At 42.4% G+C, this 26210-nt stretch carries 23 protein-coding genes and 1 pseudogene; 6 read left to right on the top strand and 18 right to left on the bottom strand.

Annotated features, from left to right (window positions below; genetic code table 11):
* The first annotated feature begins 201 nt into the window (after positions 1-201).
* Complete coding sequence (locus FTT98_RS07735; protein ID WP_039890759.1) at positions 202-468, top strand: DUF1778 domain-containing protein; 267 nt, start codon at positions 202-204, stop codon at positions 466-468.
* Positions 458-943: a GNAT family N-acetyltransferase gene (locus tag FTT98_RS07730; protein WP_180003567.1), complete on the top strand. Its 486-nt coding sequence runs from the start codon at positions 458-460 to the stop codon at positions 941-943. Before FTT98_RS07735 ends, FTT98_RS07730 begins: the two co-directional genes overlap by 11 nt.
* A 604-nt stretch (positions 944-1547) precedes the next feature.
* Here the strand turns inward: FTT98_RS07730 and glmS are convergent.
* The 8 genes from glmS to FTT98_RS07690 all read right to left on the bottom strand — a co-directional run bounded on the left by glmS (position 1548) and on the right by FTT98_RS07690 (position 9166).
* Positions 1548-3386 carry a glutamine--fructose-6-phosphate transaminase (isomerizing) gene (gene glmS, locus FTT98_RS07725; RefSeq protein WP_180177228.1) on the bottom strand — a complete coding sequence of 613 codons (1839 nt, stop codon included), beginning with the start codon at positions 3384-3386 and terminating at the stop codon, positions 1548-1550.
* Between the two features lie 12 nt (positions 3387-3398).
* Complete coding sequence (glmU, locus tag FTT98_RS07720; protein WP_180177227.1) at positions 3399-4763, bottom strand: bifunctional UDP-N-acetylglucosamine diphosphorylase/glucosamine-1-phosphate N-acetyltransferase GlmU; 1365 nt, start codon at positions 4761-4763, stop codon at positions 3399-3401.
* A gap of 21 nt (positions 4764-4784) precedes the next feature.
* Positions 4785-5261 carry a phosphatidylglycerophosphatase A gene (locus tag FTT98_RS07715; protein WP_180055734.1) on the bottom strand — a complete coding sequence of 159 codons (477 nt, stop codon included), beginning with the start codon at positions 5259-5261 and terminating at the stop codon, positions 4785-4787.
* A 22-nt stretch (positions 5262-5283) separates the two neighbouring features.
* Positions 5284-6201 (bottom strand): thiamine-phosphate kinase, encoded by a 918-nt coding sequence (gene thiL / locus FTT98_RS07710; protein ID WP_180177226.1) that lies wholly within the window; start codon positions 6199-6201, stop codon positions 5284-5286.
* Positions 6202-6221: 20 nt separating this feature from the next.
* A complete protein-coding gene (gene nusB / locus FTT98_RS07705; protein ID WP_078191534.1) occupies positions 6222-6671 on the bottom strand; it encodes a transcription antitermination factor NusB in 450 nt (149 codons plus the stop codon).
* A gap of 4 nt (positions 6672-6675) precedes the next feature.
* Positions 6676-7146, bottom strand: coding sequence for a 6,7-dimethyl-8-ribityllumazine synthase (gene ribE / locus FTT98_RS07700; RefSeq protein WP_067765591.1), 471 nt, complete (start codon positions 7144-7146; stop codon positions 6676-6678).
* Positions 7147-7157: 11 nt separating this feature from the next.
* Entirely contained in the window at positions 7158-8279 is a 1122-nt protein-coding gene (gene ribBA, locus FTT98_RS07695) for a bifunctional 3,4-dihydroxy-2-butanone-4-phosphate synthase/GTP cyclohydrolase II (protein ID WP_078191533.1), read from the bottom strand.
* Positions 8280-8593: 314 nt separating this feature from the next.
* Complete coding sequence (locus FTT98_RS07690; protein ID WP_180177225.1) at positions 8594-9166, bottom strand: TetR/AcrR family transcriptional regulator; 573 nt, start codon at positions 9164-9166, stop codon at positions 8594-8596.
* Positions 9167-9297: 131 nt separating this feature from the next.
* Between FTT98_RS07690 and FTT98_RS07685 the strand changes: the two genes are divergently transcribed.
* Together FTT98_RS07685 and FTT98_RS07680 are read left to right on the top strand one after the other, a co-directional pair.
* Positions 9298-10047 (top strand): SDR family oxidoreductase, encoded by a 750-nt coding sequence (locus tag FTT98_RS07685; protein WP_180123830.1) that lies wholly within the window; start codon positions 9298-9300, stop codon positions 10045-10047.
* A 314-nt stretch (positions 10048-10361) separates the two neighbouring features.
* Positions 10362-10955 (top strand): 2-hydroxychromene-2-carboxylate isomerase, encoded by a 594-nt coding sequence (locus tag FTT98_RS07680; RefSeq protein ID WP_180007987.1) that lies wholly within the window; start codon positions 10362-10364, stop codon positions 10953-10955.
* Between the two features lie 89 nt (positions 10956-11044).
* Here the strand turns inward: FTT98_RS07680 and FTT98_RS07675 are convergent, their stop codons facing one another.
* Entirely contained in the window at positions 11045-12556 is a 1512-nt protein-coding gene (locus FTT98_RS07675) for an aldehyde dehydrogenase family protein (RefSeq protein WP_078191529.1), read from the bottom strand.
* Positions 12557-12777: 221 nt separating this feature from the next.
* On the opposite strand from FTT98_RS07675, the gene FTT98_RS07670 reads away from it, so the two are divergent.
* Positions 12778-13959, top strand: coding sequence for a transcriptional regulator (locus FTT98_RS07670; protein WP_180177224.1), 1182 nt, complete (start codon positions 12778-12780; stop codon positions 13957-13959).
* Positions 13960-13980: 21 nt separating this feature from the next.
* On the opposite strand, the gene FTT98_RS07665 is transcribed toward FTT98_RS07670, so the two are convergent.
* Positions 13981-14943, bottom strand: a complete 963-nt coding sequence (locus FTT98_RS07665) for an alpha/beta hydrolase (RefSeq protein ID WP_180177223.1) — start codon at positions 14941-14943, stop codon at positions 13981-13983.
* A gap of 244 nt (positions 14944-15187) precedes the next feature.
* On the bottom strand, positions 15188-16399 hold the full coding sequence (locus FTT98_RS07660) for an iron-containing alcohol dehydrogenase (protein ID WP_180177222.1): 1212 nt from the start codon (positions 16397-16399) through the stop codon (positions 15188-15190).
* A gap of 400 nt (positions 16400-16799) precedes the next feature.
* Between FTT98_RS07660 and FTT98_RS07655 the strand changes: the two genes are divergently transcribed.
* Positions 16800-18500 carry an NAD-dependent malic enzyme gene (locus tag FTT98_RS07655; protein WP_180177221.1) on the top strand — a complete coding sequence of 567 codons (1701 nt, stop codon included), beginning with the start codon at positions 16800-16802 and terminating at the stop codon, positions 18498-18500.
* A 138-nt stretch (positions 18501-18638) separates the two neighbouring features.
* Here FTT98_RS07655 and FTT98_RS07650 read toward each other — a convergent pair whose 3' ends face one another.
* The 7 genes and pseudogenes from FTT98_RS07650 to FTT98_RS07620 all read right to left on the bottom strand — a co-directional run.
* Positions 18639-19298, bottom strand: coding sequence for a methionine ABC transporter permease (locus tag FTT98_RS07650; RefSeq protein ID WP_078191524.1), 660 nt, complete (start codon positions 19296-19298; stop codon positions 18639-18641).
* Entirely contained in the window at positions 19279-20349 is a 1071-nt protein-coding gene (locus FTT98_RS07645; protein ID WP_180123836.1) for a methionine ABC transporter ATP-binding protein, read from the bottom strand. The genes FTT98_RS07650 and FTT98_RS07645 overlap by 20 nt, the downstream gene beginning before the upstream one ends.
* Positions 20350-20359: 10 nt before the next feature.
* Positions 20360-21190, bottom strand: coding sequence for a MetQ/NlpA family ABC transporter substrate-binding protein (locus FTT98_RS07640; RefSeq protein WP_180123837.1), 831 nt, complete (start codon positions 21188-21190; stop codon positions 20360-20362).
* A 64-nt stretch (positions 21191-21254) separates the two neighbouring features.
* A complete protein-coding gene (locus tag FTT98_RS07635) occupies positions 21255-22691 on the bottom strand; it encodes an LLM class flavin-dependent oxidoreductase (RefSeq protein WP_180177220.1) in 1437 nt (478 codons plus the stop codon).
* Positions 22691-23914 carry an SfnB family sulfur acquisition oxidoreductase gene (locus tag FTT98_RS07630; protein WP_180177219.1) on the bottom strand — a complete coding sequence of 408 codons (1224 nt, stop codon included), beginning with the start codon at positions 23912-23914 and terminating at the stop codon, positions 22691-22693. The genes FTT98_RS07635 and FTT98_RS07630 overlap by 1 nt, the downstream gene beginning before the upstream one ends.
* Positions 23915-23925: 11 nt before the next feature.
* Complete coding sequence (locus tag FTT98_RS07625; protein ID WP_180177218.1) at positions 23926-25128, bottom strand: SfnB family sulfur acquisition oxidoreductase; 1203 nt, start codon at positions 25126-25128, stop codon at positions 23926-23928.
* 971 nt (positions 25129-26099) lie between these two features.
* Positions 26100-26210, bottom strand: a pseudogene (locus FTT98_RS07620) (IS701 family transposase); the annotation flags it as partial.

Here is a 26210-nt window from a genome sequence, read left to right as displayed (position 1 = left end):
CTTAGTAAACATCGTTGCATATTCTTATGTAAACCAATTGCATATTCAGACTCAAACCCGACCATTCATTCTGGTTCATAGTAAAATGCTTATTTTCTATTCCAAATATTTTAGAACAAAATATGTAAATTTGGATCTTAAAGTACTACCTTAATCTGCTATAATTTGTACATCATTATGATGTACAAATTGGTGGAAAATATGGCTAACTTAGCAACAGAACGAATCAATGTTCGTTCAACCGTAGATGCAAAGAATGTAATTGAGCAAGCTGCGAATTTATTGGGTCTTAGTGTGAGTTCCTTTATGATCCAATCCTCATTTGAACGAGCAAAAGAATTACTTAAATCTAATCACGAGTTAAAAGTAAATAATGCTGATCGTGATATGTTAATGAATTTGCTTGAAAATCCACGCCCTGCAAATGATGAGATGAAAAATTTAATGAGTTTATTGGATGAAAATTGAGGTTTTACAAGCCCATCATCAGAAAAAATCATTTAATTGTGGGCAAGATGATTTAAATAAGTTCATAAAACAATACGCATCCCAACATCAGAAATCAGGAACAAGTAAAACCTATGTTGCTATTGATGATGCACAGGTGAGGGGATTTTATTGTCTATCAAGTACCTCTATAGGATTTGATGGGGTTGATGCTGTTCTCACTAAACGATTACCTCGTTATCCCTTACCTTGTGTGGTTGTGGGTCGCTTTGCCGTTGATCAAGCAGCACAGGGGCAAGGAGTTGGAAAAGTACTTTTAGCACATGCTCTTAAACAAGTTTCAAAAGTTGCTCAAATTATTGGCGTAAATTTTGTTGTAATACATGCTAAGGATCAAAAAGCTATGGAGTTTTATCAGCGGTTTGGCTTTATCTCATTAACATCAAATCCATTAACATTAATATATCCAGTGAATGAAATACCTCATTTTAAATAAGGTGGGCTGCTAGTAACAGGAATAGCTAATAGACTTATTCAGAGTTTGCACATAGTTCCTTATCCCTTATTTTGCTTTATGACCAAATACTGCGTCTAATTATGGTAACTTAATTAAGTTTGTTTTATTTTTTATCTTAAGTAGTTGATATATCTTATTCATTGTTTTTTTGTTTTTAAAATTAAGTTTGTATTAATATTTACTATCTTTAATTCTAGATGAAATTAAGTTTGCATAATATTCTTCCGCATTTAAAATGCGAATTCTTGCGCAGAAAGGCGAAGCATACTTTAAATAAAAATGAAATTTTTTCAAGGTGAGGTCAAAAAGGAATGCTTTTTGAATCTAGGGTGAGATTTTTATATATCTATCTAATTGAATATATTAGTAATAATTTTATATTTCTGGTTTGACTCTAATTTGAATTTAATTATATTAAAAACCCTGTAGACTTGGTGAAGAATCACTGGGTCTACAGGGTGGGGGTATTCGTTTACTTCATTAATATCCAAAAATATCCAAACTTAAATAATTAAATCTAAACTTAATTATTTGGTACAAACTTAATTATACGAACACAATTCCAGCCCTTGATCAAAAATTATTATTCCACCGTCACAGACTTCGCCAAGTTACGTGGCTGATCGACATCTGTTCCACGTAGCACTGCAACATGATAAGAGAGCAGTTGTACTGGAATGCTATACACAATCGGTGCCAAGATTTCATTCACACTTGGCACATAAACCACGTGTTGACGATCTTTGGCTTTAATACCGCTATTCTCATCTGCAAAAACAAACAACTCACCACCACGCGCTTGCACTTCTTCCATATTCGATTTGAGTTTATCCAACATGTCATCTTGTGGAGCAAGAATCACCACAGGCATATCATTATCAACCAGTGCCAATGGACCATGTTTTAATTCACCAGCCGCATAACCTTCTGCGTGGATATATGAAATCTCTTTAAGTTTCAAAGCACCTTCAAGGGCGATAGGGAACTCAGTTCCACGACCCAAGAATAGACAGTGATTTTTTTCAACAAATAATTCTGATAGACGTAGAATCTCAGCATTATTTTGTAAAGTATCTAAAATCACTTTTGGTGTATGCCAAAGCGCTGCAATAATTTCAGAAACACGGTCAGTTGAAATGCTTTGCTTAATTTGACCAATTTTCAATACCAATAGCATTAATGCCGCAAGCTGTGTGGTAAATGCTTTGGTCGAAGCAACACCAATTTCAGGGCCTGCGAGCGTCAACAAACTGTAGTTGGTTTCACGGACCATCGACGAGGTTGCCACGTTGCAAATGGTCATGGTGGTGATATTCAAGCTTTTCGCTGCTGCACGCTTTTGCGTATCACGCAGTGCAGCTAAAGTATCGGCTGTTTCACCTGATTGAGAAATACAAACATACAGTGTGTTATTCACAATCACAGGCGAGCGATAACGGAATTCACTGGCAATTTCGACTTGGCAAGGCACATCGATCAGTTGTTCAAACCAATATTTGGCAATCATACCGGCATGGTAGCTAGTACCACAAGCGATGATTTGCACTTGTTGAATTTGGCTGAAATCTTGAGCTGCATTGGCAAGGAAATCATCACGAAGCGCATTACCATTTAATGCTTGTGAAATCGTTTGCTTAATCGCTTCAGGCTGCTCATAAATTTCTTTGAGCATATAGTGTTTATATTCACCTTTTGAAGCATTGCTAACAGTCGCATCAAGCTCTTTGACTGGACGATTCACCAATTTACCCTCGACGAATACTTCAATGGTATTACGTGTCAAACGTGCAATATCACCTTCTTCAAGGTAGATAAAACGGTTGGTAATCGGTAAAAGTGCCAATTGATCCGAGCTAATAAAGTTCTCGCCAATACCGACACCAATCACAAGAGGTGAACCTTCACGCACCGTGATTAATTCATCAGGATGGTCGGTATGTACGATACCCAGTGCATAAGCACCTTTGAGTTGAGGCACGACACTTTTAACTGCTTCTAAAAGACTCGGAGTGCTTTTTAAAGCGTCATTGACTAAATGCGCAACAACTTCTGTATCGGTTTGTGAGGTAAAAACATAACCAAGCGCTTCAAGATCATCTTTAAGCTCTTGATAGTTTTCAATAATACCGTTATGAACAACAGCCACATTGCCTGAGATATGCGGATGGGCATTATTTTCAGTCGGTTTACCATGGGTTGCCCAGCGCGTATGTGCAATACCGACCGAACCTGCGATATCTGCTTCTTCAACGGCTTGTTCAAGATTTGCAACTTTACCTACGCGACGTTCACGTAGAACATGGCCTTTATTAATCAGCGCTAAACCCGCAGAGTCATAGCCACGATATTCAAGACGCTTTAAGCCTTCAATTAAAATATTGGTAATACTACGTTCTGCAACGCCACCGACAATACCGCACATAATTTAATCCTCTTATTTTTTCAATTTTTGGGGACGTTGATAGTTTTCTTTGGCAAATTGCTTCGAACGTTCTACCGCAAGGCTATTGTCTGCCACGTCACGTGTAATGGTTGAGCCAGCACCCACTGTTGCACCATGACCAATGGTGACAGGAGCGACTAATGAGCTATTTGAGCCGATAAAGGCTGAGTCACCAATAATGGTTTTAAATTTGTTTGCGCCATCATAGTTGCAGGTAATGGTGCCTGCACCAATGTTTGAACCTGCACCGACTTCTGCATCACCTAAATAGGTAAAGTGGTTGGCTTTAGAGCCTAAGCCGACAGTGGTATTTTTAACTTCAACAAAGTTACCAATATGTACTTCATTGGCCAAATTTGCGCCAGGTCGTAAACGTGCAAATGGACCGATTTGAGCGTCTTCACCGACAATGGCGCTGTCAAAAACGCTATATGGTTGAACTTTAGTACCTGCCGCAATCTTGGTGTTTTTAATGATACAACCTGCACCAATTTCTACGTTATCACCGAGTTCAACATCACCTTCAATAATCACGTTGATATCGATACGGACATCTTGACCAACAGTCAATGTACCACGTAAGTCGAAACGTGCAGGATCAATCAGGTGAACGCCTTGTTGCATCAGTTGTTTAGCTTGGAATGCTTGAAATTCACGTTCAAGGGCAGCCAATTGTACGCGGTCATTGACACCTTCCACTTCGAAAGCACGTTCTGGCTCAACAGATGCCACTTCGAGACCGTCAGCAATTGCCATGGCAACGATATCGGTCAGGTAATATTCACCTTGCGCGTTATTATTGCTTAATTTTGGTAACCATTCGTGCAATTTAGCATTGCTCACTGCATAAATACCGGTATTAAATTCTTTGATCTTACGTTGTTCTTCAGAAGCATCTTTATGTTCAACAATGGCTTGAATCTTGCCATTTTCACGAACAATACGCCCGTAACCTGTCGCATCATTAACCGTTAAGGTTACTAAACCAATGCCAGTATGAGTCGAAACATCCAGTAATTTTTGTAATGTTGATTCAGTGATGCACGGCACATCACCCGAGAGAATCAAAGAAATCCCAGTTTTTGCTAGGACAGGCAGAGTCACTTTGACTGCATGGCCTGTACCTAATTGTTCTGCTTGTTCAACCCATTTGACATTTTCATGTGCAAACGCGTTTTGAACCAATTCACCGCCATGTCCATAGATGGTAATTATTTCTTCTGCATTTAGTTTTTTCGCAGTGTTGATGACATGGCCGAGTAGAGGTTGTCCTGCGAGTGGTTGTAATACTTTGGGTAAACGAGAACGCATACGTGTCCCTTTACCTGCAGCAAGAATAATAACGCTAGTAGACATGTTTAATCCTAGGTGTTTCTATTACATAGACACAATATAAAAATAAATACAGATGCAAAGCGCGGCCCAAAGGCCCGCAATAATGTCGTCGAACATGATGCCAAAGCCACCACCGACTTGACGGTCAATGACACGAATAGGCCACGGTTTCCAGACATCAAATAAACGGAATAAAGCAAAACCAATCAATGCCCAAGTCCAGCTCATTTGCCCAAGATATAAAATCGGGAGGAAGGTAATGGACTGACCGGCAAATTCATCCCATACGATGCGACCATCGTCATGAACACCCATGACTTTGGCGGTTTGACCACAAATATAGATACCAATAATCGACATGATGATCATGACTATAATGGAGTTGAAAAAGCCGATTGCAAGCCAACCTGGAATAAACAACAAAGCAAAAGCAGAGCCAAAGGTGCCTGGTGCTTTGGGTGCAAGACCCGAACCAAATCCCACGCCACAAAAGGCGATGACTCGGTTAAACCAAGACATGGATTTAAAGTTAATGGCTGGCTTATGCAAAATGCTGGTATCCCTTAAATTTTATGACTTGGTCCACACCGTGGTTGTTATAACGGATTCCCAAATTTGGGGTGATTTGACCGATTTTACTAATGTTTACATCTAATTTTAGTTGCAGAAGTTTTTTATAATTCTGCGGACTTATTGTAAAGCATAACTCATAGTCATCTCCACCCGCGAGGGCGTATTGCCACTGCATTTCTTGTTGTAATTGTTTTACATCGGGATCGATAGGAAGTTGATCTAATTCAATTTCTGCACCGACGTGTGAAGCAGCGAGGATATGTCCTAAATCTTGTGCGAGCCCATCAGAGACGTCAATCATACTGTTGGCTAAGCCTTTGAGCTGTTGGCCCAGTAAGCAACGGGGTGTGGGATAATCTAAACGGCGCTGTAAGCGATGACCTAAATGATTTAAGCCAAATGCAGCATCACCGACTTGTCCGCTGACGCAGATATAATCACCGATTTGGGCACCTGAACGTGGGACAGCTTGTCCTGATTCTATCCAGCCGAGGGCTGTGACTGAAATCGTCAGATGAGGACTTTGTGTGGTATCACCACCGATTAAACTCACACCAAATTGATCGCAACAATCATATAAACCCTGACTAAAGCCTTTGAGCCAGTCATGATCAATTTGGGGTAGGCTCAATGCCAATAAAATACTGTGTGGTTTGGCACCCATTGCAGCAATATCAGAGAGGTTGACGGCAACAGATTTCCAGCCGATGGCATGTGAGTTTGTGTCGAGGGGAAAGTGACGCCCAGCAACCAGTGTATCGGCACAGATGACCAATTGTTGCTGTGGAGGAGGGGTGAGCAAGGCTGAGTCATCACCGACCCCTAAATCGACAGAATTAATATTCTGACGATTAAAATAGGTATCAATGATCGAGAACTCAGCCATACAACGTACTACTTAAAAAATTAATTAGCTTGTTGTTTTTCTGCTGCACGCAATGTAGTCGCTAAACGATCCAATACACCATTGATGTATTTGTGGCTGTCTGCACCGCCAAAATGTTTAGCTAACTCGATCGCTTCATCTAACACGACGCGATATGGAATCTCAAGATGTTCTTTGAGTTCATATGCACCAAGACGAAGTGTTGCAAGTTCAACACCATCTAAAGCGTCCACTTCACGATCGAGCACAGGGATTAAAAGCGCATCCAATGCTTCATGATTGGCAACAACCTCGGTCAATAACTCGTGGTAATAGCCGAGGTCGACCTTGTGCATGGCATTATCCACACGTGTACGTGCTTCAATCTCATGGACAGGATTGCGGCTCATTTGCCATTCATAAATTCCTTGTACAGCAAAGCGACGTGCTTTACGTTTTGCTGCATAAGTTGCTTGAAGTGTTTGCGACATAGCGTTAAATAGCCTTTAACAAGTTAACCATTTCAATAGCAGTCAAGGCAGCTTCACTACCTTTATTGCCTGCTTTTGTACCTGAGCGTTCAATCGCTTGTTCAATACTATCCGTAGTCAATACACCATTAATTACTGGTAAGCCAGTGTCTAGACCAACAACGCCTAAACCTTTGGCACATTCGCCAGCAACAAAATCGAAGTGAGGCGTGCTACCACGAATCACTGCGCCAAGCGCGATGATGGCATCGAAACGATCTGAAGCTGCAAGTTTCTTCGCAACCACAGGAAGTTCCCAAGCACCCGGTGCATGAACAACAGTGATATTATCCTCTGATACGCCATGACGTTTCAATGTATCAACGGCACCTTCTAGCAAATGTTCAACAACAAAGCTATTAAAACGACCAACTAAAATCGCATAACGGTCTTCGTTCGCGAGATGTAACATACCTTCAATACGGCGAACTGCCATAGCAACCTCGATTATTTCTCTGATGTTTGATTTGCGGTGATGTATTCCACCACTTCTAAGTTAAAACCTGATAGTGCATTAAAGCGTAGTGGAGAGCTGAGTAGCTTCATTTTTTCCACGCCTAAATCACGTAAAATTTGTGCACCCACACCAATGGTTTGATACTGCTGAGACAGTGCCGCATTGGATTTAACATTTTTCGGTGCAGTTAAATTTTCTAAAGCAGGGCCTAAGTCCTGTAAATGACGCTGACCGATCCACACTAAAACACCACGATCGCTGGATGCGATTTCTTTGAGTGCTTTATCGAGATTCCACGCCGGAGCGCCATCTTGTTTATTGAGTTTTAATAAGTCACGAACTGGGCTGAAACCATGTACACGGACTGTGGTTACGCCTTGTTTCGGTTCGCCTTTAACCAGTGCTAAATGAATGTCTGGGTTACCAATTTCACGGTAACGGAACAATTCAAAAGTACCATATTCAGTATCTAAAGTTTGTTGATCAATGCGCTCAACGGTTTGCTCATTGGTCATGCGGTAGTGAATTAAGTCCGCAATCGTGCCCATTTTTAAGCCATGCTTTTCAGCAAAGACTTCAAGATCTGGGCGACGCGCCATAGTGCCGTCTTCATTGATGATTTCACAAATCACAGATGCGGGTTCTAGGCCGGCTAAACGCGATAAATCACAGCCTGCTTCAGTATGACCGGCACGGTGAAGGACACCACCAGGCTGTGCCATCAGCGGGAAAATATGGCCTGGCTGTACGATATCAGCCGGTTTAGCATGTGCAGCCACCGCTGTTTGAATGGTGTGCGCACGTTCAGCAGGAGAAATACCTGTTGAAATGCCATTTGCTGCTTCAATCGACAATGTGAAGTTTGTACCGTGCTGTGCACCGTTTGCATCGACCATTAAAGGTAAATTTAACTGCTGGCAACGCTCTTTACTTAAGGTTAAGCATACAAGACCACGCGCATGCGTAATCATGAAGTTGATATCTTCAGGGCGTACGTGGGTCGCAGCGATGACAAGGTCGCCTTCATTTTCACGATCTTCATCATCCATCAGGATGACCATTTTACCTGCACGAATATCAGCTACGAGCTCTTCAACAGTATTGAGCGGCATCAATCTTCACCTTTTTGTTTGTATCGAATGACATTTACTTGCATTGATTGTTGCATAGTCTAACGTTTTTTTGCGTTCTTTGCCTATGCTTATCATTTTCCTTTAATGGCTCATTGTTATACACAGTCGTCAGAACCTTGAAAAGAGGACTTTATTTGAATTGTGCCATTTATGCCCAATCTTTAAGCGATTGAAAAGCATAAAAATTGGCAACCTTATACGGATATTGAATAATTAAGCCAAAGGGAGCTGACAGTTTATCGGAAGTGTTTAATCGTATAACTACATGAAGGATCACATAAAATAATCGTCACTTATGCAGCTGAGTGCGCGGCCAAATAATCTTGAATGACCATTTTATTGGCCTGCAAAATGCTTTTTTGTAATTCGGGATCATGCATTGCCCGTGCAATTAAAACCGCACCGACCAGTTGGGACATTATGGCCCAAGCTTTTTCTTCACTCGCCAAATGTGCGCTAAATAAAGCATGACCGCGCAGTAATTCCTTTTCATAGGCCTGTTTAATCGTGTCATCTGCACGAGCTACTTCGGTCGCAAGTGTCGGCAAAACACAGCCTTGTTCAGGATGTTCAAGGTGGGAAGGGGTTAAGTAACGGTCTAATTCAAAATTAATCCAGTCGGCTGCATTATGATGCGGGTTGCTTTGCCACATGTTAAAGCTTTGCTGCAATTCATATTCAACCAATGCTTTGAGTAAATCCTGTTTTGACGAAAAATGTGAATAGAATGCGCCACTAGTGACACCTGCAGCTTTCATTAAGCCGTCAACACCTGTTGCAGCAAAGCCATTTTTTTTCGCAATTTGCCCCGTAATGTTGAGCAATTCTTGTCGTTTTTGTTGTTTGTATTCGGGTTTATAGCGCATGTGCATGACCCTAAAAAATTATGATTGACGATAAATTCATCATAACATAGTATTCGTTATAGTAACGATCGTTATTCAATAAAATTGATCGCACATGGAATATAAAAACTATCCAGCACGAGGAGATCGTCATGGAAAATAATCATATATCTCAGCCTGTCAAAGGTGTGGCATTGATCATTGGTGCAGGAGATGCCACCGGTGGTGAAATTGCCAAACGCTTTGCTTGTGGTGGTTATACCGCATGTATGACGCGGCGTAATGTCGACAAATTACAGCCCTTAATTGCTGAAATTCAAGCACAGGGAGGGACTGCTTTTGGCTTTGGTTCGGATGCTCGAAAAGAAGAGCAAGTGATTGAACTCATCGAGCACATTGAATCAAACATTGGCCCGATTGAGGTCATGGTCTTTAATATTGGTGCCAATGTGCCATGTAGTATTTTGGAAGAAACCGCACGTAAATATTTCAAGATTTGGGAAATGGCATGTTTCTCGGCATTTTTAACGGGTCGGGAAGTGGCGAAGCGCATGGTGAGCCGTGAATCTGGCACAATTATTTTTACGGGTGCGACGGCTGGGGTTCGTGGTGCCGCAGGCTTTGCCGCTTTTGCTGGCGCAAAACATGCGCTTCGTGCCTTGGCACAAAGCATGGCACGGGAACTAGGTCCACGTAATATTCATGTGGCGCATGTGGTGGTTGATGGGGCGATTGATACCGACTTTATTAAAGAGACTTTTCCCGATTTGTACGCAAAAAAAGCGCAAGATGGTATTTTAAATCCAGTACATATTGCAGAAAATTATTGGCATCTCTCACAGCAACCACGAGATGCATGGACGCATGAATTAGATCTGCGACCGTGGATGGAACGCTGGTAAGCGTAATTTGATTCAAATAAAAGAACGATACGCGGTAAGGTCATCCGCAAGTGTTTGAGACAGGACTACATCTATTCAAAAATGTTTTTGCGATACTTTGAATAATTAGACGCTAGTGAACGAGTTTTGCGGATGACAATGGTTTTGGGTACTTTTGCCGAAACAAAAGTACCTCCAGCCGAAGGCTAATCCCTTTATTTAAACCCTGGATGTAAGACTCCGTCAAATCGGCTTAAAAATCATTTAAAAAATAAGATGTTACTTTTACGTGCGTAACATCAGTTAGGAAAATAAGCAAAAAAAGGACGAAAAACATGAAAGTCATTGAATTTTATTTTGATGTCGGCAGTCCATATAGCTACATTGGATTTCACCGTATTCAGCACATTGCTGAGCAATATCAGGCAGAAATTATCTGGAAACCGATGTTATTGGGTGGTGTGTTTAAAGCCACAGGCAATAGTAGCCCGATGGCGGTACCTGCGAAGGCACGTTATTCCATGATTGATCTTCAACGTTGGGCAAAGCTATGGCAGATACCTGTACAGATGAATCCGTATTTTCCGATCAATACTTTGCAGCTGATGCGTTTGATAACCGCAGTCCAGTTATTTCAGTCTGAAGAGTTTCTGAAAGTATTGACGGGTATTTTTAACGCGATGTTTGGTCAGCCACGCAATTTAAATGATCTCACCACCTTCATGCAACTCATGCAAGAACTGGGGCTAGGTGCAGAACAAGTGAAACAGTGGTTGGATGATGAAAAAGTCAAATCTGAGCTGAAAGTGGTGACCGAAGAAGCTATTGAACGGGGTGTGTTTGGGGCGCCAAGTTGGTTTGTGAATGATGAGCTGTATTGGGGTGTAGATCATCTACATTTTGTAGAGGATGCTTTACAAGGACAGTAACGCTTGGTGATACATGTATGGAGCATTTAAAAAAATTGAAAAAAGCGAACCGAAGTTCGCTTTTTATCTCATGTATTGTTCAACGCTGCTTAGAAGAAGCCCATTGGCTTGGTGTCATAGCTCACCAACAAGTTTTTGGTTTGTTGATAATGATCAAGCATCATTTTGTGATTTTCACGGCCGATCCCTGATTTTTTGTAGCCGCCGAATGCAGCGTGTGCAGGGTAGATATGATAACAGTTGGTCCATACACGGCCCGCCTGAATGGCACGACCCGCACGATATGAAGTATGTGCTGAACGCGACCAAACCCCTGCACCTAGACCATAAATCGTGTCATTGGCAATTTTAATGGCATCATCAAAGTCTTTAAAGGTGGCAACTGAAAGCACAGGGCCGAAGATTTCTTCTTGGAAAATCTTCATGTCATTGGTGCCTTTGAAAATGGTTGGTTCAATATAGAAACCTGTACCGACTTCATTGCGTGGATCACCACCAGTAATGAGCTGTGCACCTTCATTTTTACCTGTCGCAATACAGCCCAAGATTTTATCTTGCTGCTCTTGCGATGCCTGTGCACCAATCATGGTGTCGGTATCGAGTGGATGACCGGTCTTAATACGTTTGACACGTTCGACAGCCATTTCCAAGAATCGATCAGCAATGCTTTCTTGTACCAATGCACGTGATGGACATGTGCAAATTTCACCTTGGTTGAGCGCAAACATGGCAAAACCTTCGAGCGATTTATCAAGGAACTCATCATCTTTGTCCATGATGTCTTCAAAGAAGATGTTCGGTGATTTTCCGCCAAGTTCTAAAGTCACAGGAATGATATTTTCAGTCGCATATTGCATGATCATTTGACCCACAGCGGTTGAACCGGTGAAGGCGATTTTTGAGATGCGTGGATTGGTCGCCAGTGGACGACCGACTTCAACACCATAACCATTCACAATATTTAGCACGCCCGGTGGGAGTAGGTCTTGAATGAGTTCAGCCAAGACCAAGATGCTGACAGGTGTTTGCTCCGCAGGTTTCAACACGATGCAGTTACCCGCAGCCAATGCTGGAGCAAGTTTCCAAGCCGCCATCAAGATTGGGAAATTCCACGGAATAATTTGACCGACCACACCAAGTGGTTCATGGAAATGGTAAGCAATAGTATTTTCATCAATTTCAGAAATGCCACCTTCTTGCGCACGGATACAGCCGGCAAAATAACGGAAGTGATCGATACACAGTGGAATATCAGCGGCTAAGGTTTCACGAATTGGTTTACCGTTGTCCCAGGTTTCTGCAACCGCAAGGAGCTCTAGGTTTTCTTCAAGTCGATCGGCAATTTTTAATAAAATATTTGAGCGTGTCGTTGGGGAAGAGGCGTTCCATTGGGCTTTGGCTTTATGCGCTGCATCCAAAGCCAATTCGATATCTTCAGCAGAAGAACGTGGCACTTTGGTAAAAACTTTACCGTCTACAGGGGAGATATTTTCAAAGTATTCACCTTTCACTGGCGCGACCCATTGGCCACCAATCAGGTTTTCATACTGAGCTTTAAACTGAACTTTTGAACCGGGTTGATTAGGATCGACATAACGCATATGAATTTTCCTTTGCTTGTTTATTATGATCTTGTTGGGCTGCCCATCTGTGGCAATCTACAGCTTTGGTATAAGGTACTTTTGTACATTATTTGATTAGCATAGCCTGTATAAGGTTGGAAAAAGGTTGGAGACAAGAAGGTTTACAATATTTTTTTTCAGTCTTAAAAACAAAAGCTGGGAAACGGATTTTTAGTCATGAATTGTTGTGAGAATAATGAATGATGATACAGAAGGATTTATCTGAAAAACGACAGAATGTCGAACGGTTAAGGCAGGGCATGAGTCTGTCAAAGCAGCAAAGCTCGCAATTGAATGAGAGCATTGCGAGTTCTTGGCAGCGATCGGCGCAGGCGGAAATTCCGGAAAACCGGAGTGCTGCGCCTTTGGTGAATTTAAGTCCTCAGAGTCAACAGCAGTCGGCATTGCATCATGCCTTGCAACATTGTGCCGAAGATTTAAAACACATTGCCGAACAATCGTCGATGGTACTTGCCGTAGGCGATGTGGGGAGCACGATTATTTGGAGTGCGTCGAGTCGGCAAATGCAAAGTGCTGCGGAAAGTGTGCATTTTATTGCAGGTGGGCAATGGCGCGAAGAATTGGTCGGCACCAATGCATTAGCGTTGTCTTTAAAAACCCAACAGTCGAGTTGTGTGTTTTCAAATGAACATTACATGCCATCAGTACATGAATGGGTCTGCTATGCAGCACCGATTATCGATCCACATACGCAGCAAATTTTGGGCGTGGTTGATTTATCCACCGTGTGGAAAAAACACAATAGTTTAGGGCTACTTGCGGCTGAACGCTGCGCTTCGATTATTCAATCGGCTTTGCTCGATTTTCAAAAACAGCATTTGTATATTCGGGCCTTTGCAGTGCCGCAAGTGTTATTTAATGGCAAAGTGATGGTGCTGACCCCGCGGCAAATAGAAATTTTGACCATCTTGGCGCTATGTCCGCAAGGCATGACCTTAGATACTTTGCATCAAGCCTTATATGGTGAACGTAAGGTGAGTGTTGGGACTTTAAAAGCGGAAATGTCGCAGCTACGCGATATTTTGGGTGGCATGTTAGGCTCAAGACCCTATCGCTTATTGGCGCAAGTCGAAGCCGACTTTTTACAAGCCGAGCAAGCTTTAGATGCAGGTTATCTCGATTCTGCATTAAAACTGTGTTCAGGGGTTTTCTTGGCTAAAACTGAAAGCCCATTTTTAGGGGCATGGCGTGATTGTCTTGAGTCACGATTAAGCCAAGCGATTTTTAATGCCAAAGAAACAGATGTTCTGCTCAAGCATGTCGCGCGTTTTCCTGAAGCTATTGATGCGGTTGAACGTCTGATCGAGCTGATGCCGAGATCGCATCCCGTACATCAGACCTTGTTGAAATTAAAACAGTAAGTTGCAATGTGATTCAGGCTATTAAAGGCCTTTATTGGCCAGCCATTCAAAGAGCTGGGTATAGACTTGTTCGCGCGCGTTTTTTTCCGAAAGCACTAAATCATGCAAGCCATTGTGTATGCTTTGAATGGTGACATCGCCTTGAATTTTCTTGGCATATTTTTGGATGTCTTTTACACCTAAAATCACATCACTGGTCTGTGCTGCTTTACCCCATCGTTTTGGATTTTGTGTTTGATGCGAGTGCATGACCAAGACCGGTACATCTAGGCTGACACCTCGATGAATCTCTTTTTGAGCCTCATAAATTGTCCGCACGAAACTTAAATACACCATTGGATAGCGGGTCTTTTTCCAGTCTAAATTGAAGTCCCATTCACCCTTGAGTTCGCGGTGTAAACTGGCGGTATACCATTTATTCAGTTCACTCGGAAATTTTAAATTGGGAAAGGTTTTTGCCAATTTACTCAGCTGTGGAATACCCAGTGCGCGTTTCACCGGATTCATGTTGAAATCATAAAATGGGCTGTTAACCCAAAGGGCTTGAATTAAAGGATGATTTGGATGATGGGCTGCATACAAAGTGGTGGTTAAGCCACCGGTAGAATGACCACAGAGCAGCAAGGCATCATGACCTTCATCAGCAATGATCGTTAGGGCTTGATCTATTTCGGCATCGTATTCAGACAGTGCATGCACATTATAGTATTTTTGATGCGGGCGGATGGAGCGGCCATATTTTCTTAAATCTAAGGCATAAAAGTCGAAACCGTGCTGATTGAAGCGTTCCGCCATTTCGGTTTGGAAAAAATAATCGATAAAACCATGGATATAGAGCACCGCTTTGGAGGTAGGAGCCGTGGTTTTTTTGCGAACCAGTGTGGCAACCACTGGGCCTTCATAATCATCAGGGAAGGTCAGCGTGGCTTGTTCATAGCCTGCGCCCAAAATGTCAGGCTGATACTGAATATGTGAATGGCTCATTATTATACTCATCAATATTATTGGACATTATGCTTTATCCTTGATGAGCCATGAGCTTTTGTCAAATGAATAATCGATGCTGTTATGCGGACTAAAAAAGAGTGACCTCAGTATGAAAGCGACCAATCTATAGTCGCTTTCCTGAAATAAAAGGTGAAATGGATTCAGTTGACCTACATCACCAGACTCAAAGGGTAATGTAGGCACTTGGGTCACTTAAACATGAAGACCTATTGGGCTTAACTTAAACGGCTGCTTTGAAGTCGACCACAGAGGCATTGGCTTTAAGCGCTGTCTTGAAAATATCAACCACTTGAGCATGAGTCGCTTTACGTGGGTTGGTGAGCATACAGGCATCTTTTTGCGCATTTTCAGACATGATGTTGAGGTCTTGTTCTTTCACACCGAGTTCAGAAAGGCTCGATGGAATGCCAATCGAAGCAGAGAGTTCACGGATTGCTGCAATCGCTGCATAAGCCGCTTCAGTCACCGTTAAACCATCGGTTGGCACACCCATGAGCTGCGCGATACGTGCATATCGGTCAGGGCAGGCAATCAGGTTAAATTCGCAAACGTGTGGTAACAGCACGGCATTACATACGCCATGTGGCAAGTTGTAGAAGCCGCCGAGTTGGTGCGCCATCGCGTGGACATAACCTAAAGATGCATTGTTAAATGCCATCCCTGCTAAGTACTGTGCATAGCTCATCGCATCACGTGCTTCTAGGTTTTCGCCATTGGCGACGGCAGGGCTGAGCCATTCACTGATCATTGAAATGGCTTTTTCAGCACAAGCATCGGTAATAGGATTGGCTGCTGTAGAAACATAAGCTTCGACCGCATGTGTTAATGCATCCATACCGGTTGCTGCAGTGAGCGCCGCAGGTTTCGCAATCATCAGTTTCGGGTCATCAATAGCGATAAGTGGGGTACAACGCCAATCGACAATCGCCATTTTAACGTGGGTGTCGGTATTGGTAATAATACAGAAACGGGTCATTTCTGATGCCGTACCTGCGGTGGTATTAATCGCAATGAGTGGAGTCATTGGAACTGTACTTTTATCGATGCCTTCATAGTCACGAATATGACCACCACCGGCAGTGACTAAGCCAATGCCTTTGGCACAGTCATGAGAAGAGCCGCCACCGAGAGAGACAATAAAGTCACAGCCATTGTCATTGTAGGCATCTACACCGCTATGCACGTTGGTGTCAGTTGGGTTGGGTTCTGCGCCCGGAAAGATGTGACTTTCTACGCCAGCTTCAGTTAAATATGCGGCAATCGTATCTGCTACACCAAATTTGTAAAGACCGGCATCGGTCACGATAAGCGCTTTCTTTGCGCCAAGATTTTGTGCCTTTGCACCAATTTCTTTAGCACAGCCGGGGCCAAAAAGTGAAACACAAGGGATGTAAAAACCGTTTGTTTGATCTGCAATATTTTTAAAAGCCATGGTGCGATTCCTTCTACCATTCATTGTCATTTGTTATGGGTGATACTCACCTAAACTGAGTATTGCGAGGGATGTTTTAAATTCACACCTACCAAAGACCTACCAAAATTAAGGCTTTGTTTTGAATTTATTTAATTGATTGAAATTTAATCATTAATTATTTTTGTTATTTTCTAAGATTCGCTAAAAGTCGTATACATTTAAGCCAAAATAGGCGTTGCGATGATTGGATGCATGATCGAGTTATCAGATTATAAAATCTAACTAAAACTACTATCAATTTACTAAATGCCCCAAAGCGCTCGAATCAGGATAGGCTATAACAAATAACGAGATAGTCACTTTTGTGCATTTCGCTTTTTGCAGTGCGAAACAAAAGATTAATTAAACGAGTTAAATAATGCCCAGTGAAAATTTGAAAACGAAACGACCTTTATATATTCCTTATGCCGGAAATACACTTTTAGAACTCCCACTTTTAAATAAAGGTTCTGCGTTTAATGAAGATGAACGTAAGAGCTTTAATTTGCACGGTTTAATTCCACACGTCACAGAAAGCATTGAAGAACAAAGTCAGCGTTCTTATCAACAATATTGTGCATTTAATAGTGATATCAATAAGCATATCTACCTGCGCAATATTCAAGACACCAATGAAACATTGTTCTATCACTTAATTGAAAATCACCTCAGTGAGATGATGCCGATCATCTATACACCAACAGTGGGTGAGGCTTGTCAGCGCTTCTCGGACATTTACCGTCGTCATCGTGGGATTTTTATTTCATATCCTGACCGTGATCATATTGACCAAATTATTCATAACGTGAATAAAAAGAACGTGAAAGTGATCGTTATTACGGACGGTGAACGTATTCTTGGGCTTGGTGACCAAGGCATTGGCGGGATGGGGATTCCGATTGGTAAGTTGTCACTGTACACCGCGTGTGGTGGGATCAGTCCAGCCTATACATTGCCGATTACTTTAGATGTCGGAACCAATAACCAACAGCTGTTGAATGACCCGATTTATATGGGTTGGAGTCAGCCTCGTATCAGCGGTGAAGAATATTATCAATTTGTCGATGACGTGATTAAAGCCATTCAACAACGTTGGCCAAAAGCGCTGATTCAATTTGAAGACTTTGCACAAAAAAATGCGATGCCTTTATTGGAAAAATATCGCGATAAAATTTGCTGCTTCAATGACGATATTCAAGGGACAGCAGCAGTGTCTGTCGGAAGTTTAATAGCAGCATCACGCGCAGCAGGTAAACAGCTCAAAGATCAAATCGTCACCTTCTTAGGGGCGGGTTCAGCAGGTTGTGGGATTGCAGAACAGATCATCAAGCAAATGGTGGCGGAAGGTTTAACCGATGCTCAAGCGCGTGCGCGGGTGTTTATGGTCGATCGCTTTGGTTTAATTACTGAAAATCAGCCGAATCTTTTAGATTTCCAACGCAAACTTGCACAAGCACCAGATAACGTTGCTCATTGGGCAAATGCAGATTCGGTTGTTTCACTCTTGGATGTAGTTACACATGCCAAACCGACTGTATTGATTGGGGTTTCGGGACAACCGGGACTGTTTAGCCAAGAGGTCATTGAAACGATGGCTGCGAATTGTGAACAGCCTATTGTGTTGCCACTGTCTAATCCGACATCGCGTGTCGAAGCGGTGCCTGCAGATATTATCGAGTGGACCAAAGGTAAGGCTCTGATTGCGACTGGTAGTCCATTTGCACCAGTGAATTATCACGGCAAGATTCATCATATTTCACAGTGCAATAACTCCTATATTTTCCCGGGGATTGGTCTCGGTGTGATTGCATCTGGGGCGAAACGTGTGACGGAAAATATGCTGATGGCATCGAGTACGGCGTTGGCAGACTGTTCACCAAAATTGGCAGATCCAAATGCCGATTTATTGCCAAGTTTGGATTATTTACAGGATATTTCGAAGAAAATCGCTTTGAAAGTGGCATTGGCAGCGATTGCTGATGGTGTTGCACCAAATGTCAGCGTTGAAGTGCTCGAACATGCGATTGAAGAGAATTTCTGGAAACCTGAATATCGTGATTATGTCCGTGTGACCTATTAATTCGGTCTAAAGATCCTGTTTGAACAGAATCGAATTTGCACCTAATTGAAAAAATACCCTAATCTGGATTAGGGTATTTTTTATGTGTAGCCGCACGCTTTTTTCTAAGAAATACGAAAAATAATCGTGAGGGTCGTTTTAAATTTTGCGTTTATCGAGCTGGTTGGAAATGTGATCACCACAGGCTTGAACCAGCATCACGATCGCGACCAATACCACAATCACTGCCAACATGATTTGCATATCAAAGCGTTGATAACCGTACCGATAAGCAATATCCCCCAAACCACCTGCACCGATCGCCCCTGCAATGGCAGAAGAATTAATCATGGTCACCAAGGTCACGGTAAAGCCTGCGACGATGCCGGGAAGCGCTTCAGGGAGCAGCACATGCCAAATGATTTGTTTGCGGTTACAGCCGATGGCTTGAGCAGCCTCAATCAGACCTTGATCGACTTCACGTAAGCTTACTTCAGCTATACGTGCAAAAAAAGGCGTGGCCGCAAGGGTTAAAGGCACGACAGCGGCCCAAACGCCATAACTGGTGCCCACGATAAAGCGCGTGAGCGGAATAAGCGCCACCATTAAAATCAGAAAAGGCACCGAACGGGTAATATTGACCAACCAACCTAGCGTGTGGTTTAGGCTTTTTGAAGGATAAATCCCGTGTTCAGCACTACACACCAATACGACCGCTAAAGGCAGGCCGATCAGAAAGGCCACAAAGGCTGAAACGCCGACCATCAGTAAGGTATCAATGGTTCCACTAATCAGTAAATCAATGAGTTGGTCGTGCATAGCCGAGTACCTCAATCTTTGCGATATGGTGTTTAAGTTGTTCAGATAAGGCGTTGATCTCTAAATGGCTGTGGTCTATTGCAACAATCAAAGAACCGATTAAATGCCCTTGAATACTATCGATATGACTTTGATACAGATGTACTGGCGCCTGAAATTGATCAAAAATAAACTTTAAGTCCGGCGACTGTTGTAGTGTCGATTCATAGCGTAATTTTAAAATGATTTGATCATTTGGATCTGACGGTTGTGGCTGAATATCGCTTGGTAAATCAAGCTGTTCAAGGTTGAGCAACTCTTGTGTGATCTGCTGCTGAGGCGTAGAAAACACTTTCCAAACCTGTCCTGCTTCTACAATTTCGCCTTGATCGATCACCACAACTTGATCGCAAATCTCGCGAATGACCTGCATTTCATGGGTAATCAACACAATGGTGATACCGAGCTTTTGATTAATTTCTTTAAGCAAAGACAGCACAACAGAAGTACTTTCAGGATCGAGTGCAGAAGTCGCTTCATCACAGAGTAAAATTTCCGGATGATGAACTAACGCTCGTGCAATCCCGACACGTTGTTTTTGCCCACCGGAAAGTTGAGAAGGGTAGTGCGCTGCTTTATTTTCAAGACCCACTAGCTTCAGCACTTCATTCACTCGCTGAGAGATATCAGCTTGACTGAAATTGGCAATTTTAAGGGGCAGCGCAATATTGTCATACACGGTTTTGGCAGACATCAAATTAAAATGCTGAAAAATCATGCCTATGCGTTGACGCAGTGCAATCAACCCTGCGTGATTTAAGCTTGATAATTCTTGTTGATGGATGTGAATACTGCCATCACTGATTTGTTCTAAGCCATTCAGCGTTCGAATCAGCGAAGATTTACCCGCGCCGCTTTTCCCAATAATGCCGAATATTTTGCCTTGTGGAATATTCAGATTGATATCTTTTAAGGCATGAACCTGCTGTCCTTGCACATCATAAAATTTATTTAAATTTTTGATTTGGATATGGGGGACGGCAAATTCAACCGATGAACCGAAACTCACCATGAGCGACTCCTTATTTCCAACCAGGGAACCACAGTTTTGCACCAAAATCTGCGTCCAATGCCTGTTTAACTTTAGGTGAGTTTTGATAAATATCGACAAATTTACGCAGTTTATCGTCACGATCTACATAGTCATCACGAACGGCAAATAAGATGGCAAAACGCTTGTCGGTATTGGAGTCAAACAGTAAGGCATTTTCAGGATCGGCAGTTTTTGCTAGACGTAAATAATGTGGATAGCCAAAAGCCAGATCGACATCATCAATCGCACGTGCCGTTTGAGGGCCTTCCACCTCAATAAATTGAAGTTGTTTAGGATTCGCAGCAATGTCATTTAAAGTCGATAAAAAGTTATCTGGCTGTTTCAGTTCAATGAGCTTGGCTTGCTGTAACAGTTGTAAGGCACGGCCCTGATTGACCGGATCATTCGGAATCACCACTTTGGCTTTATGGGGTAAATCAGCAAAGTTTTTATACTTTTTGGAATACAGCCCGACATGGGTTGCAGCACCAACATCAAAGGCTTTGATTTTAAAATCCGTTTCTTTTTTTGCATTGTCTAGAAACGGCTGATGTTGGAAAAAGTTTGCATCAATATCGCCGTGGTTTAGAGTGATATTCGGGGTATTCCAGTCTGAAAATTCCACCAATTTCACATTCAGCCCTTGCTGCTTGGCTTCATCTGCGGCGACTTGTAAGGGTTTAGCAAAAGATGGGCTAATCCCAATCACCAATTCACTTTGATGATTTTTCTTTTGTTGATTCCAAATAACTAAGCCAATCACCAAGATGGCCACGATCACACCAATCAGTGTGAATTTAGATTTTGCTGTTTGTGCCATGGCACACCTCTATTTTTTGAAATAATTAAATTTTTTGACTAAAATTTTATTTTTTAAGTGCAGCTTATGCTGTCTCAACGTTTTTAATTGCTGCCTGAGATCCCGCGTCGGAAGTGCGACATCGGTAGCGATGAGCAGGATGTGTCGTGGCTAAATGGTCACCTTGTTGAAACAGTTTTTGCCGCAAACTACCGGTGTCATATGCAGTTTTATAGCGACCACGTTGCTGTAATTCAGGAATGACCAAACGAATAAAATCTTGATGTGACTCAGGTGCAACGGTGCGAGTCAGATTAAATCCATCGATGCCAGTTTCATCCAAATAATCAATTAACTGTTCTGCAACATTGGCACCACTCCCAACAAAGAGCGGATAACGCCCACCTAGAACGTGCTGAGCACGCAAATCTTGGCGCGTAATTTTCTGCTCTTTAAATTTTTGATTGACCGATGCGATGCTATTGGTCTGCTGATACGGAATGGCTTCATCTTCTGCAAAGTTGGCGAGGTTCATCCCAATCGAGCTGGAAAAGTGTGCCAGTCCCGCTTCAGGATTGGCATAGCGAATGTATTCAGCCAATTTCTCTTGGGCGAGTTCATCGGTCTCTGCGGTCACTACCGTAATGCCGACAAAGAGTTTTACGGCTTGTGGGTCACGACCTTGCGCTGCGGTTTGGCTGCGAATTTTTTGTACCTGATTTTTAACTTTTTCTGCGCTGTCTGCACCGATAAACATGCCTTCTGCATGTTGCGTAGCAAAAGCTAAACCACGTGGTGAAGCACCGGCCTGATACAACACAGGGGTGCGCTGTATCGATGGAGAAACTTGAAATACCCCTTGGCTTTGATAGAACTTCCCTTGGTGTTGAATGGCATGTACTTTTTTGGGGTCGCTAAAGATGCGATTTGCTTTATCTTTTTGAACCGCATCATTTTCCCAAGAGCCTTCCCAAAACTTATAGCAAAGCTGCAAAAACTCTTCAGCTTGTTCATAGCGTAGACCATGATCTTTCAGGCCTTTTTGCCCAATCAAGCGTTCTGCACTGTCTAGATATCCAGTCACGATATTCCAACCGATTCGACCTTGGGTCAGGTGGTCTAGGCTGGCAAATCGACGTGCAAATTGATAAGGCGTTTCATAGCTCAAATTGACTGTTACACCAAAACCTAAGTTTTCAGTGACCGCAGCCATTGCAGAAATTAGGGTGCTGGGGTCATGGCTCGGCAGTTGGATCGACTCTTTAAGTGTGAGATCAATATTGCCTTCATAAACATCATAGACCCCGGTGATATCCGCAATAAATAGCCCGTCAAACAGCCCTTGCTCCAAGGTTTTGGCAAGATCGGTCCAATAGCTCAGTTCATTAAAGCGGTATGACTCATCGCGTGGATGGGTCCATAAGCCATGATTGATATGGCCGACACAGTTCATGTCGAAGGCATTCAGTAAAATTTTCTTGGCTGTATGTGATTGGGTATCAGCTGTGGTGATTTCGCTCATTACAAGGTCCCTCGACGTGGGGGCAATACGCCATTTAGGAGGTAATTGGCAATGAAGAAATATTTCCAACGCCCTGCATCATGCAAGGTGTGGACACGTGCATTACGCCAAAATCGATCTAGGCCATCTTCACGCTGACTGCCACGGCTGCCTGCAAGCTCAATCAATTTTGATGCCGCTTTCAGTGCGGTTTCAGTACTATGCGCACGCACTTTCGCTACATCTAATGAGGCTTTTGCGATGTTTTCAGCATTGGGCTGTGGGCGAGCAGCATCGATGGCACGAGCGGCTTGTTTCAGCAAGACCTCACTGGCGCGAACATCTGCGGCAATGCGACCGAGTTCGTATTTGGTTAAAGGATCTTCGCTTGCAAGATCAAGACCTGAATCAATCCATGGTCGAGCTTGGTGTACGCGGCTCAAACTTTCTTCAAAGGCTGCGCGGGCTATACCGACTTCAATCGCAGCATGCATAATTTGCGCAAATGGCCCAACCAATGTCGGCTCCGTAAATGCCCGATCAAAGGGAATGACATCTATGGCAGGAACTGCAACTTGGTGAAATTTTACAGAGCCGCTACCCGTGGTGCGCTGTCCAAACCCTGTCCAATCATCGATCAGCTCTAAACCTGTACTTTCACGTGCAATAAAGGCTAAATATTCACGACCATCTTGGTCTTTGACCAATGTGGGAATACGATGTGCAAATAAACTGCCGGTGCAATAAAACTTTTCACCATTCACCACAAAACCATTGTCATGAGGGCGAATCGACGTTTGTTTTTGCGCAGCGGTTTTGGTTTTAAACTCGGCTAAGGCATTGCCAAAACGAGCGCCAGCAAGCACTTCGGCATAAAGCTTTTGCTTTTGTTCAGTTGTGCCGGTGTTTCGTAATACTTCCAATGCATAAAAATGGTTTTGTGGAATTTGCCCAATTGAGCCATCTACACCACTCATAAGCGCAATCACTTGCGCCACGGTATAACTTGAAACTTCGGCACCGCCAAATGCCTTGGGAACCGTGATTGCCCAGAGACCAGATTGACTATAGGCCTCGATTTCATCAAACGGCAGTATGCGTTCGGCATCACGTTGCACGGCATTTTTTCTAAATTTTTCGGCTAATTGTTTTGCAATTTCAAGTGCTTCTGCATCGGACTGAATAATATGCGCAGGTGTTGTTGATATGGCCTGTAGCGAATTAATATTTGGAAATGAGGTCATCAGAATTCTCCTTAAATCCACGCATGGCGTGCAGGTAATTTATGATTTAAGTAATAGTCGCCTAAGGTATGCAGCTTCCAGCGCACAGGATCATGTAAGGTGTGTACTCGGGCATTGCGCCAGTGTTGATCAAGGTTATGGGCACTCAAACTTGCACGGCTGCCGCCTAATTCAAGGAGTTTTTCAGAGATCTGTAAGGCTGCATCATTGGCATAGATTTTAGCTTCAGCGACACGAATCGAAGCTAGAGCGGCTTGTTGTTCGCTCACCTGATCAAGCTGATCTAATTCATCGAGGTAGTCTGCGGCTTCATCTAAAAGTAAAATCGCAGCATCCAATAAAACGGCAGATTTACCCACTTCCTGTAGGGTGTAAGGCTCAAAACTGGCTTTCTCAACTTGTGCATCTACAATTGGACGGGCTTTTTGTACCGCAGAAAGGGTGTCTGCAAAGGCAGCTTCCGCAATCCCCACATCGATCGCGACTTGCATCAATTGCGAAAAGGCACCGCGATACGTTGGCCCTGCAGAAAGCTTACGTTCATCAAAAATTAATAGGGGATCTACTGCCACATGATTCAGTTTGACAGTGCCACTAGACGTTGTGCGTTGGCCAAAACCATTCCAGTTATCAATCACTTCTACGCCTGTAGCGTGTCGATCAATGATGGTCAGGACAACATGACCTTCAGGGTGAACGGCTTTAATCGCCAACCAATCTGCAAAACTACTGCCGGTCGAATAGAACTTTTCACCATCGACCACATACGTTCCATCTTCGATGCGTAGCGTTGTTTTTAAGGTTTTGGTGTCTTTGGTATTGCGCTCTGGGCCACCATTGGCTAAACGTTTTCCCTGTAAAATTTCATTAAAAATAAAGGCTTTTTGTTCATCCGTTCCCATGAGGTCAATCATATACAGCAAGGCAATTTGGTTTTGTGGAATTTGGCCCACGCTAGAATCTGCTTTGTTGATAATGCGAAAAACCTGCGCCAGTGTCTTGTTGGACACGTAGGCACCGCCAAATTGCTTGGGTATACGAATGCCGCCTAAACCTTTTTGACTAAACAAGTCGATTTCTGCAAATGGCAGTAGGCGGTTCTGATCACGTTCATTTCGACCTTCCAAAGCAAAATCTGCAACGTGATACGCTGCATGAATTGCTTCTAAGTCATTTTCAATAACATGAATATTTTCAGAGATTAAATGAGACATAATGACACCTTTAATAGATATCAAAACGCTACTCGTAAATGCGTGATTCTTTAAATGATGGATTATTCTTAACTTAGCAGAATGTCTTTTTAGCATTTAATCTGCATAAAAATTATGCAAATTAGATAAAATAAGTGTTTGATTTAAAACAATAGATGTAGAAATAACAACAAATGAATTTATTAGAAAATAAGGTATTAGCAACTTTGCAGATATTCAACCTTAAAAATAATATATCTAAGATAGTGGGTTAGATACTTCTATTTGAATGAAGTATAGCTTTGTTCAAGGCCTCATTTAACATTGTAGATTCGTCTGAATCGCTCCAAATTATCTCACTTTCTTTGTAGAAGACAAAAGCTTAGTAATATTACGATAGCTATAAAGAAAGTAGTGATAGGCTTCATCTAGCTATTGGCTCTAGAGCTTGATGTTTTAACATACATTAAATGGGATGAGTGGAAACCTCAGTCTGAATATCGTTGCCAATGCAGTTAAGAAATTGCTTCGAACAGGAATAAAGGATGAGATTCTAAATTACCAGTTCAATATTTCTTAAATTAATCAGATTCATGCATGTGTAATGGTTTGAAATCAATTGAACGAACGAGGCTGTTTTCACCCCTCAATGATGACTTAAATCTAAGTTGTTTAGGAGGGCTTAATTTTTTGAATCTTTGAATAAGCATGTCGATCAAAACACAATACTTGAAAAGGAGTATACTTCTACTACTAAAGTACAATCACAGTGTGTGATTGTACTCAATCTTCAAACTTCGTTACATAGGCAACTATTTGGTATCAATAGCCCAAATTATTTCCTTATCTGTAAGTATTTAAAACTGAATGCTAGCCATAACTTCAAGAATTGAATGAGTAGAATGTAATTAGATTTATACGATTTCAAATGCGTTTTGTTGGGCACCATGTATTTATAGCATACGATTTAAAAGACTAGGACTTACGCACTATTATTTAAAGATTCTCTGTGGTAGCAGATGATTTTTATCGAGAATAAAGTCATCAATGAAGCTTTTGATAATTGGTCTAAATAATTTCTTCTGCCAACGATATACATTTTC

This window comes from Acinetobacter sp. YH12039 (assembly GCF_013420015.1).
Classification (GTDB): Bacteria; Pseudomonadota; Gammaproteobacteria; order Pseudomonadales; family Moraxellaceae; genus Acinetobacter; species Acinetobacter amyesii.
The sequence above is the reverse complement of the archived record's forward strand: the minus strand, read 5'-3'. Positions and strand labels throughout refer to the sequence as shown.

Coding starts and splice junctions, on each gene's coding strand:
- ribE (WP_067765591.1), bottom strand. CDS start 7,146: ATGGCAGTTCGCCGTATTGAAGGTATGTTACATCTCGCGAACGAAGAC.
- glmS (WP_180177228.1), bottom strand. CDS start 3,386: ATGTGCGGTATTGTCGGTGGCGTTGCAGAACGTAGTATTACCAATATT.
- FTT98_RS07650 (WP_078191524.1), bottom strand. CDS start 19,298: ATGCACGACCAACTCATTGATTTACTGATTAGTGGAACCATTGATACC.
- FTT98_RS07730 (WP_180003567.1), top strand. CDS start 458: ATGAAAATTGAGGTTTTACAAGCCCATCATCAGAAAAAATCATTTAAT.
- FTT98_RS07655 (WP_180177221.1), top strand. CDS start 16,800: ATGCCCAGTGAAAATTTGAAAACGAAACGACCTTTATATATTCCTTAT.
- thiL (WP_180177226.1), bottom strand. CDS start 6,201: ATGGCTGAGTTCTCGATCATTGATACCTATTTTAATCGTCAGAATATT.
- FTT98_RS07675 (WP_078191529.1), bottom strand. CDS start 12,556: ATGCGTTATGTCGATCCTAATCAACCCGGTTCAAAAGTTCAGTTTAAA.
- FTT98_RS07735 (WP_039890759.1), top strand. CDS start 202: ATGGCTAACTTAGCAACAGAACGAATCAATGTTCGTTCAACCGTAGAT.
- FTT98_RS07680 (WP_180007987.1), top strand. CDS start 10,362: ATGAAAGTCATTGAATTTTATTTTGATGTCGGCAGTCCATATAGCTAC.
- FTT98_RS07715 (WP_180055734.1), bottom strand. CDS start 5,261: ATGTCTTGGTTTAACCGAGTCATCGCCTTTTGTGGCGTGGGATTTGGT.
- FTT98_RS07635 (WP_180177220.1), bottom strand. CDS start 22,691: ATGAGCGAAATCACCACAGCTGATACCCAATCACATACAGCCAAGAAA.
- FTT98_RS07625 (WP_180177218.1), bottom strand. CDS start 25,128: ATGTCTCATTTAATCTCTGAAAATATTCATGTTATTGAAAATGACTTA.
- FTT98_RS07665 (WP_180177223.1), bottom strand. CDS start 14,943: ATGAGCCATTCACATATTCAGTATCAGCCTGACATTTTGGGCGCAGGC.
- FTT98_RS07645 (WP_180123836.1), bottom strand. CDS start 20,349: ATGGTGAGTTTCGGTTCATCGGTTGAATTTGCCGTCCCCCATATCCAA.
- ribBA (WP_078191533.1), bottom strand. CDS start 8,279: ATGCCGCTCAATACTGTTGAAGAGCTCGTAGCTGATATTCGTGCAGGT.
- FTT98_RS07670 (WP_180177224.1), top strand. CDS start 12,778: ATGATGATACAGAAGGATTTATCTGAAAAACGACAGAATGTCGAACGG.
- FTT98_RS07660 (WP_180177222.1), bottom strand. CDS start 16,399: ATGGCTTTTAAAAATATTGCAGATCAAACAAACGGTTTTTACATCCCT.
- FTT98_RS07690 (WP_180177225.1), bottom strand. CDS start 9,166: ATGCGCTATAAACCCGAATACAAACAACAAAAACGACAAGAATTGCTC.
- FTT98_RS07630 (WP_180177219.1), bottom strand. CDS start 23,914: ATGACCTCATTTCCAAATATTAATTCGCTACAGGCCATATCAACAACA.
- nusB (WP_078191534.1), bottom strand. CDS start 6,671: ATGTCGCAAACACTTCAAGCAACTTATGCAGCAAAACGTAAAGCACGT.
- FTT98_RS07640 (WP_180123837.1), bottom strand. CDS start 21,190: ATGGCACAAACAGCAAAATCTAAATTCACACTGATTGGTGTGATCGTG.
- glmU (WP_180177227.1), bottom strand. CDS start 4,763: ATGTCTACTAGCGTTATTATTCTTGCTGCAGGTAAAGGGACACGTATG.
- FTT98_RS07685 (WP_180123830.1), top strand. CDS start 9,298: ATGGAAAATAATCATATATCTCAGCCTGTCAAAGGTGTGGCATTGATC.